The sequence below is a fragment of the Pseudomonas sp. MD195_PC81_125 genome, assembly GCF_014060985.1.
Taxonomy (GTDB): Bacteria; Pseudomonadota; Gammaproteobacteria; order Pseudomonadales; family Pseudomonadaceae; genus Aquipseudomonas; species Aquipseudomonas parakoreensis.
In genome coordinates, this window is record NZ_JABULD010000163.1 from 1 (window position 1) to 2152 (window position 2152).

Genomic DNA, 2152 nt, shown 5'->3' on the forward strand with positions numbered 1-2152 from the left:
CCCCCGATGGGGTGCGCAGCAGCCTTGAAAAAGGGGGAGTGCTTCGCGCTCCATCGGGGATAAATCCCCTCACCACAGAAGTATCATGGGCTTCGAAATTCAGGTAAGTCTGCAAGGATGTTCATGAACGCCACTGCTTTTGCCCCGCTCACCTCACTCGCCGCCGAGTTGCTGCCCCACGCTCTGGAGACCTCCGACGACGGCGCCCACGACCTCGCTCACTTGCAACGGGTCTGGCACACCGTGCGCACCTTGCAGGCCGAGGAAGGCGGCGACTTCGAAGTGTTGCTCGCCGCCGTGCTGCTGCACGACTGCGTAGCTGTCGAGAAGAACTCGCCGCTGCGCTCGCAGGCCTCGCGCCTTGCCGCTGACAAAGCGGCCAACGTGCTGGCTGAACTGGCTTGGCCCGCCAGCAAAATCGCCGCCGTCAGCCACGCCATCGAAGCCCACAGTTTCTCCGCCAATATCACCCCGCTCACCCTCGAAGCAAAACTGGTCCAGGACGCCGATCGTCTCGATTCGCTGGGCATGCTCGGCGTTGCCCGTACCTTCTACGTTGCCGGGCGCATGGGCAGTGCGCTGTACGATCCACGCGACCCCGAAGCCAAGACACGTGACTACGATGACACACGCTTCTGCCTCGACCACTTCCAGACCAAACTGCTGCACCTTGCCGACGGTTTTCAGACTGGCGCCGGTCAGCGTCTGGCGCAGATCCGCCATCAGCGTCTGAAGGGTTTCATGGAGCAGTTCAAGGAAGAAATCGGCATCGACTGATGACCTGTGTCTCGACCGTTCGTCGTTCATCAGGCACCAATCCAGTCCAGGGGCAGACCAACGAAAGGTAAGGAATTCAATCACTGGAGAAGCCCTATGATCCCGTCAAGGTTGACTGCCCTCGTTTTCGCCGCCCTGCTGAGTCCTGCGGTTTTCGCCGCTTCTACCACCGCAGCAGGCACCGGTCCTACCGATCCGGTTCCGTCACCACGCGCTCCCGCCATTAACAGTGCCCCGGGCATGAACACCGATGGCTCCGGCGTTCCGTTGATCAATCAGCCACCCGCCACCGGCACCGATCCGCGCACCCAGGGCAGTGATCCCGGCCGCCAGGGTGGCATGAACACCCCCGACTCCCCCGCAACACCCGATAACGCCGGCCCCGGCATCGGCTCGAAAACCACCACCGGTGGCTCGGGTTCCGAAGGCAGCGGTCAGTAGTTCGCCGACGCGAGCGTCCTATTCACATCCATGAAGAGGTAACCATGAACGTCGATAAAAACCTGGAAAAAGAAGTCCTTACCCGCCTGCTGCACGCCCATCCGAGTGGATTGGGCAAAGAGGTGCTGGACAACTATCGCGGTGAGAAAGTCGTGGCCAGCGCCCTCGCCGCCCTGCAGGATCGCGGACTGATTCACCATGGTCATGTGACTTGCAACGAGGCCGGCGAACACTCGTTGAATCTGCCGATCAAGCTCAGTGCCGCGGGCGTTGAAGCGGCGAGAAAGCTGGATGTCTAGAAGCGGTGGTTGTGTGAACACATGATCATGCAGGAGCTGCCGCTGGCTGCGATTTTTTGATCTTGTTTTTTAAAAGCAAAGATCGCAGCCTTCGGCAGCTCCTACATATGAAACCCATCTACTGATGCAAGGAGAAATCCCATGCCTCGTGGAAGCAAAGACAAATACACCGCCGAGCAGAAGCGCAAGGCTCAGCACATTGAAGACAGCTACGAGCATAAAGGCCTGTCCAAGGACGAAGCCGAAGCGCGCGCCTGGGCGACGGGTCAAACAAAACAGTCGGGGCGGTGGCGAAAAGGCTGGCGGTTCCGGGCGCAGGAAACCGGCGAGTGCCAAGTCCGAAGATCGCAAGGCATCATCGCGGCGAGCGGTGGCCAGTCGCGAAGGACATGCGCGCGACAGCAAGGCGTCGCGCGAGACGCAGACCGTGGACAGTCTGCGCAAAGAGGCGCGGGCGAAGAATATCGCCGGGCGTTCTTCAATGCGCAAGGATGAGTTGATTGCGGCGTTGCGCAAAGCCGGCTGATATTTGTTTTGAGGCTGATGGCCTTATCGCTGGCAAGCCAGCTCCCACAGTGACTCCGGGGTACACAAATTTGCGTTTCACCCTGTAAACCTGTGGGAGCGAGCCTGCT

Annotated in this window: 3 protein-coding genes and 1 pseudogene; all 4 read left to right on the forward strand. The window is 60.2% G+C overall.

What is annotated here, in order from left to right:
* Positions 1–123 precede the first annotated feature (123 nt).
* Positions 124–777 (forward strand): HD domain-containing protein, encoded by a 654-nt coding sequence (locus tag HT737_RS07060; RefSeq protein WP_182401983.1) that lies wholly within the window; start codon positions 124–126, stop codon positions 775–777.
* Between the two features lie 96 nt (positions 778–873).
* Entirely contained in the window at positions 874–1218 is a 345-nt protein-coding gene (locus HT737_RS07065; RefSeq protein WP_047295624.1) for a hypothetical protein, read from the forward strand.
* Positions 1219–1262: 44 nt separating this feature from the next.
* Positions 1263–1517: a hypothetical protein gene (locus HT737_RS07070; protein ID WP_007961959.1), complete on the forward strand. Its 255-nt coding sequence runs from the start codon at positions 1263–1265 to the stop codon at positions 1515–1517.
* A gap of 141 nt (positions 1518–1658) precedes the next feature.
* Positions 1659–2043 (forward strand): annotated as a pseudogene (locus HT737_RS07075) (Rho termination factor N-terminal domain-containing protein).
* Positions 2044–2152: the final 109 nt, after the last annotated feature.